Here is a 6658-nt window from a genome sequence, read left to right as displayed (position 1 = left end):
CCCGCCAGTCAATCCCGGCCAGGCGGGGCGCCAGCCGGCGCCGAAGGCTCAGGACTCGCGGGCGCCGCCGCGGCACAGGCTGCGCTTTAATCGGAAAAGCGCCGAGATGTCCTCGTCCCCGCGGCCCTGGCGGATCAATTCGCGGTAATCGCGCAACGTGGCTTCGGCGACCGGCAGGCGGAAGCCCAGGCCGGCGGCCAGGGCCTGGGCGATCTCCAGATCCTTGCCGTGCAAGGCGACCCGGAACCCGGGCGGGTAACTGCCGGCCAGCATGCCGCGGCCGCGATGCTCCAGGAACCAGTTGCCGGCGGCGCCGCCGGCCAGCGCCTGCAACGCCCGCTCCATGTCCAGGCCCAGACGCTCGCCGAAGGCCAGCGCCTCGCTCACCGCCTGGTTGATGCCTGCCGCCATGAGTTGATTGACGGCTTTGGTCGCCTGGCCGGCGCCCGCCTCGCCCATATGCAGCACCTGGGCCGCAACGACGGACAGCGCGGGCCGCGCCCGCTCCAGGGGGCGCGGGTCGCCGCCCGCCATCATGGTCAGGGCGCCGTTGCGGGCGCCCTCGACGCCCCCCGATACGGGGCAGTCCAAAAAGTGCGCGCGGCACTCCCGCAGACGCGCGGCCGCGGTGCGGGCGGTGTCCGGCCCGACGGTGGAGGTGTCGGCGACGATCGCATCCGGCCGCAGCGCCGGCGCCAGCGCGTCCAGCACGGCCAGCACGTCTTCGTCCCGGGAAAGGCTGAGCAGCACCAGTTCGCAGCGCCCGGCAACGGCCGCCGGCGAATCGGCCAGCAGCGGCGAATCCGGGAACTGCCGCCGCGCCCGCTCCGGCGTGCGGTTCCAGACGGCTGCCAACAGCCCCGCATCCGCCAGGCGCCGCGCCATGGGGCCGCCCATCGCGCCCAGGCCGATCACGCCCGTTTTCGGCCGCGGCTTCACCGGCGCGCCAGATAGGTGTAGCCGTCCAGGCCGGCGGCCAGCAGCTTGCGGTAGTCCCGCAGCTCCGCGGCCGGCAGCCCGGCGGCGCGGAGCCGGCGCAGGTATCGCTCGGCCAGCAGCGCCGGCGGCATGTCCAGGCGCCGCATCAGGTCGGCGGCCGAGTCGCCCGGCCAGGCGCCTTCGATCCGGTAGCCGCCGCCGGTGCAGCGCACGTCCAGGGAGGCGGTGGCGCCGAACAAATTGTGCATGTCGCCCAGGACTTCCTGGTAGGCCCCCAGCAGGAAAATGCCCAGCAAATAACGTTCCCCGGGACGCGGGCGGTGCAGCGGCAGGCTGGATTCCCCGGCCACGGCGTAGCGGTCTATGCGCCCGTCCGAGTCGCAGGTCAGGTCGTGCAGAGTGGCCCTGCGCTCGGGCCATTCGTCCAGCCGGTGCAGCGGCACCACGGGGAAAACCTGGCCCAGCGCCCAGCTGTCGGGCAGGGCCTGGAACAGGGAAAAGTTGCAGAGATACTTGTCGGCGAGCCGTTCCTCCAGGCCCGGGAGCCGCTCCCGGCAGTCCGCTGCCAACAGGGCGCCGGCGCGGCGGCACACGGCGTAATAGAGTTCCTCCACCACAGCCAGCGCATCCAGCCCGAGCAGGCCGCGCAAAAACAGGTCGCGGGCCTCCTCGCGGCAACGCCCGGCGTCGCGGCAGGCGCGCGCGGCCTTGCCGGGCGCGAGCCCCGCCAGCGTCTCGCGCAATTCGGCGGCCAGGCGCGACCCGGCCCGGGCGGCGACCGCGCCGCGAGCCGGCGGCCCCGGCGCCCGCTCTACCTCCAGTGCCTCCGTGACCAGCAAGGCATGGTGGGCGGTCATGGCGCGGCCGCACTCGGTGATCACGTTCGGCTGCGGCAACTCCCGCGCCCGGCAGACCGCGGCCAGTTCGCGGAGCACGGTGGCCGCGTATTCCTCCATCCCGTAATTGGCCGAGTTGGCGCCCCGGGAGGCAGTGCCGTCGTAGTCCACGCCCAGGCCGCCGCCCACGTCCACCCATGCCACGGGCGCGCCCAGGCGCCGCAACTCGGCGTAGTAGCGCGCCCCCTCGCGCAGGGCGCGCTGAAAGTCGCGGATATCCGAGACCTGCGAACCGATATGAAAATGCAGGAGTTGCAGCCGGCCCAGCCAGCCGGCCTCGCGCAGCGTCTGCGTGGTCCGCAACACTTCGCCGGGGTGCATGCCGAACTTGGATTTTTCGCCGCCGGTATTTTGCCAGTTGCCGGCGGCGATGGAGTGCAGCCGCACGCGCAGCCCGAGCCGGGGCACGGCCGACACTTGCCGCACCGCCTGGCGCAGCAAGCGGAATTCGGCAAGCCTCTCCAGCACGATGAAGACCCGCAGCCCCATGCGAATGCCGACCAGGGCCAGCCGCAGGTACTCGCGGTCCTTGTAGCCGTTGCAGACCAGCAGCGTCCCCTTCGCGGCCAGCGCCAGCGCCAGCATCAACTCGGCCTTGCTGCCGACCTCCAGCCCGACCCGGCCGCCGCGCAGGATCGCCTCCACCACGCGGCGCTTCTGATTGACCTTGACCGGGTATGCCGCCTGGCAGTCGGCGCGGTAGGCGTGGCGCCGCCGGGCCTGCCGGAAGGCGTCCTCCAGCAGCCGGGCGCGGTCGGCCAGGATGTCGGGGAAGCGCAACAGCACGGGACAGGGCAGGCCCCGCTCCCGGACCTCGCCGGCCAGGGCATACAGATCGATCTCGGCGCGGCCGGGATCCCGGAAGGGCCGCACGGCGAGATGCCCGTTCGGGAGCACATCGAAATAGCCCTGCGACCAATTCGGCAGCCGGTAGCAGGCCCGGATCTCCTCCCGGTCGCAGCGCTCCCCGGGCGCCGGCTGCAGCAGCGCCAGGCTCATGCCCCGCCCCCCGAAAGGCCGGGGCGCATGGCGCACGGGGTATGGGCGTACAGGATACGGGCGCGCGGGATATGGGCGCGCGGGAGGCGGCGGCGCATGAAGTGCGGGAGAGCGTTCAGGAGAGTTCAGGGGGCATTCGGCTACGACAGCAGCGGCGGTGGCGGCGGCAATGACAGCGGCTTGCGGGGACGGCTGGGGACGGCGGCAGAGTCAGGATCGGCGAACGGCCCGCCTCAGGACTCCGCAAGCAACTCCCGGATCAACTGTTCCATGCGCAGCGCGCGGCCGTCGTTGGCGTGGGTCTCGCCGAAAAAGGTGCCGCGCACCGAGCCATTTTTGTCAATCACGTAGAAGGCCGGCCAGTAACGGTTGTTCATCGCCTGCCAGTAGGCAAAGTCGTTGTCCATCATGACCGGGTGGCGCAGGCCGAACTCCTTGGTCTTGGCGATCACATTGCCGCGCACGCGCTCATGCGCGAACTCGGGAGTGTGGATGCCCACGACCTGCAATCCTTCCGGTTCCAACCGATCCTCCAGCTCCTTCAGCCAGGGGAAGGAGCGGTAACAATTCCAGCAATCGAAGGTCCAGAAATCCAGCAGCACTACCTTGCCCCGCAAATCCTGCATCCGCAGCGGCGGCGAATTGATCCATGCCTCCGGAGAGCCTTGCGTGAACTCCGGCGCGGCAAAGGTTCGCTGCGGCGCCTGGCCGGCGGCGCCGGCGCCGGGGGCGCGCAACAGCAGGCCGGTCAGCAGGAGGCAAGCCAGGAAGCAACAGGCTGCCGCCGTTGCCGGACGCGGCGGCGCGCGGAACCGCCGGGGGGAAGGGCCGCGCAGCCAGGAACGCGAGGTACGTATCCGCATGGAACGGATCGTATCGCAAACGGGCGCAGGGTCAATGCCGCCGACCGTGCAGTCGGCCAGGCCCGCCTCCGGGGGCGGCACGGGGCGCGGCGGCGCCGGCACGGGCCAGCCGTATATTTGCGCCCGGTCCGAATCGGGGCTATACCTGTGGCCCGATAAACATGAGTCGCGGGGCTCCCTGTCGGGATGTTGCCGGATACGGCACCCGAGACTTGGCAGGCTTGCCGGATTCGCGTGGATGCCGCTCAGCGTGGAAAAGAAGAAAAATAAAACGAAATCAATCAGCCACAGCAAGGAAAAGCCTCAGGGAAATCTTGCCGAAATTACTCGCAAATTGCACAGGTGGAGACTGTTTCAAGTTGTCGCAAGTGTAGGAGTAAGTATCGGGTTCACCTTGGTAGCACTGTCAATAACAGTGGTAACTGTGGATATAGATATAAATTTGCAGGGGGCAAAAATCGTATTCGATAGCGATTCTTTTCTTATATCGGCCTTGATCGTCATTCTGTTCCTGGGAACGGCCTTCATGGGTGCGGTACTGGCGGGAATATGTTTATTCAACGTACTCAGGAACAAGATTCGGTATTTTGGGGACTCGAAAATAGAGTTGGAAAAGAAACTCGATCCCAATCGTACATCCAGCAATCTCACCAAATCCGGCGAGACGAATCCAGAAGATTGGGGCCCCGATCCTTAAGGCGCGCAACTGTGCAAGTCTGCTATAATTCCGCGGCGAAACAGGCTCCGCAGGCTTTTCTGCCCTGCGGGGAGGAGCGAAAAAGATGCTGGCTACTGAATTCTCGATAGAGCTTCCGGCTTGGATGGTGCTGGCGCTAACCTTGTGGACAGTTGCTTTGCTGTGCACCCTCGTCTGGTTTCTGCAAGTGCTGTGGCAGGAAGCCTGGATCGCCTGGGCGCGGCACCGGCTGTTCGCTTTGCGGGACAGGATTTTCCACATGGCGGCGGACGAACGCGGCGGGTTGCGGTTTTCCGACCGTAACTACCTGGAAATTCGGGAAGAATACAATGCCATGCTCCGCTTCTGCCATCAGTATGACTGGCCTGTGCTCATGGTGATATTGGCCGCGGACCGACAGGACAAAATGCCGCATTCGATCCAGCACGACTCTCACAGGGAGTGCTACGAGCGGATTGCCGATGCGGAAGTGCGCGAGGAACTGTTGCGCCTGCGAAAGAAAGCGATTCGATGCCTCACGCTGCAGTTGTTGCTACGCGCGCATTTCTTTAATTTGATTTTGATCCCCACGCTCATGTGGACTTTATTCAGGGTCTTCCGTCGTTCTGCTTTACGCATCAGTAATGCGGACCGGATTACGCGCCAATCCACTCAATTGGCGATGGAAGACTCCAACTGGCGTCACGGTATTGCCTGACAGCGGCGGTCTCTGCCGCCTCCGCCGAAGAATGCCGCAAAAATCCATGCGGCGGCGCGGGCTTTGGACGCCGCGCCCGCGGGCGCGGCGGGAGCGTGCCGCCGCCCGGCGCTCAGGGCGCCTCCCGCAAGACTCGAATCGCCTCGGCGTTGCCCGATAATTTGGCCAGGGCCAGAGGCGGCAAGCCGTCCACATCCGGCGCCTCCGCGTCCGCGCCGTCCGCCAGCAGGGCCCGAATCGCCTCGGCATGGCCATTCGAGGCCGCGTAATGCAGGGGCATATCCCCGCCCTCGCCGGCTCGCGCTCCGTCCCGCGCATTCGGATCCGCACCGCCCGCCAACAAGGCCCGGACCACCTGCGCGTACCCCCTCCCGGCTGCGTAGTGCAGCGGCGTTTGCCCGACCCGCTCCGCATCTTCCGCCCGCACATTCGGATCCGCGCCGCCCCCCAGCAAAACCCGGACCGCCTCGGCAAGACCCTTGCCGGCCGCGTAGTGCAGCGCCGCCTGCCCGCTCTCCTCGGTGCGCGCGTCCGCATCCGCGCCGCCCTTCAGCAGGGCGCGAATCACCCCGACGTGGCCTTCATCGGCCGCTATATGCAACGGCGTCTGCCCGATCTTCGCGGTCCGCGCCTCCGCATCCGCACCGCCCTCCAGCAAGGCCCGAGCCGCCTCGGCCCGAGCATTTCTGGCCGCGATATGCAGGGGCGTTACCTCGTTCTCGCCCGGCGCGTTCGGATCCGCGTCGCCCTTTCCCAGGACCCGGACCGCCTCGGCATGGCCGCCTCTGGCCGCGTAGTGCAGGGGCGTCACCCCGTGCTCGCCATCCTTCGCATTCAGGTCCGCGCCGCCCTCCCGCAAGGCCTCGAGCGCCTCGGCATGGCCATTCCCGGCCGCAACATGCAGGGGCGTTATCTGGTATTTGTCGTCCCGGATGTCGGGATCCGCATCGCCCTCCAACAAGGCCCGGACCGCCTCGGCATGGCCGTTCTTGGCCGCATAATGCAGGGGCGTAGCCCCGTCTCCGTCCCCTGCATTGGAATCCGCGCCGCCTTCCTGTAAAGACCGAATCGCCCCGGCCTGACCCTCGTCGGCCGCGTAATGCAGGGGCGTTTGCCCGCGTTTGTCCTGCGCATTCGGATCCGCGCCGCCCTCCCGCAAGATCCGGATCGCCCCGGCCTGGCCGCCGTCGGCCGCGTAATGCAGGGGCGTCACCTCGTACTCGCCGGCCCGCGCATTCGGATCCGCGCCAGCCGCCAGCAGCGCTTGAACCGCCTCGGTATCGCCCTCCCTGGCCTCCTCGTGCAGGGGCGTGGCCAAGCCCCGCGGAGGCAGAACCGCAAGGCCCGACAGGACCACGAAGGCCGCAACCTTCCCGGACTGGAAACGCTTCGATCCCATGCCGTCATTATAACCGTCGGCGGCGCGCGCTATCCCCACACCCCGCGGGCTGCAGGCGCCTCCCAACCGGCGGCGGCAGGCGGCGGCGCGAGTTTATGGCTGTCTGCCGCGCTCTCGCTCCGCCCTGAAGGAGCGCGAAGCGCGCGCTTTATACGCTGGATTCCCGCC

6 protein-coding genes are annotated in these 6658 nt (G+C 68.0%); 2 read left to right on the top strand and 4 right to left on the bottom strand.

Annotation, left to right across the window (positions count from 1 at the left end; genetic code table 11):
• Positions 1 to 48 precede the first annotated feature (48 nt).
• The 3 genes from OXU43_07185 to OXU43_07175 all read right to left on the bottom strand — a co-directional run bounded on the left by OXU43_07185 (position 49) and on the right by OXU43_07175 (position 3799).
• Positions 49 to 939, bottom strand: coding sequence for an NAD(P)-dependent oxidoreductase (locus tag OXU43_07185; protein ID MDD9824938.1), 891 nt, complete (start codon positions 937 to 939; stop codon positions 49 to 51).
• Complete coding sequence (speA, locus tag OXU43_07180) at positions 936 to 2834, bottom strand: biosynthetic arginine decarboxylase (protein MDD9824937.1); 1899 nt, start codon at positions 2832 to 2834, stop codon at positions 936 to 938. Before speA ends, OXU43_07185 begins: the two co-directional genes overlap by 4 nt.
• A gap of 233 nt (positions 2835 to 3067) precedes the next feature.
• Entirely contained in the window at positions 3068 to 3799 is a 732-nt protein-coding gene (locus tag OXU43_07175) for a redoxin domain-containing protein (GenBank protein ID MDD9824936.1), read from the bottom strand.
• A 136-nt stretch (positions 3800 to 3935) separates the two neighbouring features.
• Between OXU43_07175 and OXU43_07170 the strand changes: the two genes are divergently transcribed.
• Both OXU43_07170 and OXU43_07165 read left to right on the top strand, forming a co-directional pair.
• On the top strand, positions 3936 to 4394 hold the full coding sequence (locus OXU43_07170) for a hypothetical protein (protein ID MDD9824935.1): 459 nt from the start codon (positions 3936 to 3938) through the stop codon (positions 4392 to 4394).
• 85 nt (positions 4395 to 4479) lie between these two features.
• Entirely contained in the window at positions 4480 to 5091 is a 612-nt protein-coding gene (locus OXU43_07165) for a hypothetical protein (GenBank protein MDD9824934.1), read from the top strand.
• Positions 5092 to 5203: 112 nt separating this feature from the next.
• Here the strand turns inward: OXU43_07165 and OXU43_07160 are convergent, their stop codons facing one another.
• Positions 5204 to 6490: an ankyrin repeat domain-containing protein gene (locus OXU43_07160; GenBank protein ID MDD9824933.1), complete on the bottom strand. Its 1287-nt coding sequence runs from the start codon at positions 6488 to 6490 to the stop codon at positions 5204 to 5206.
• Positions 6491 to 6658 lie beyond the last annotated feature (168 nt).

The sequence above is a fragment of the Gammaproteobacteria bacterium genome, assembly GCA_028817255.1.
GTDB lineage: Bacteria > Pseudomonadota > Gammaproteobacteria > Porifericomitales > Porifericomitaceae > Porifericomes > Porifericomes azotivorans.
This window is presented reverse-complemented; position numbering and strand designations above follow the sequence as displayed.

What these genes read in the sequence shown, in the direction of transcription:
- speA (MDD9824937.1), bottom strand. Translation starts at nt 2,834, where the DNA reads ATGAGCCTGGCGCTGCTGCAGCCGGCGCCCGGGGAGCGCTGCGACCGG.
- OXU43_07170 (MDD9824935.1), top strand. Translation starts at nt 3,936, where the DNA reads ATGCCGCTCAGCGTGGAAAAGAAGAAAAATAAAACGAAATCAATCAGC.
- OXU43_07165 (MDD9824934.1), top strand. Translation starts at nt 4,480, where the DNA reads ATGCTGGCTACTGAATTCTCGATAGAGCTTCCGGCTTGGATGGTGCTG.
- OXU43_07160 (MDD9824933.1), bottom strand. Translation starts at nt 6,490, where the DNA reads ATGGGATCGAAGCGTTTCCAGTCCGGGAAGGTTGCGGCCTTCGTGGTC.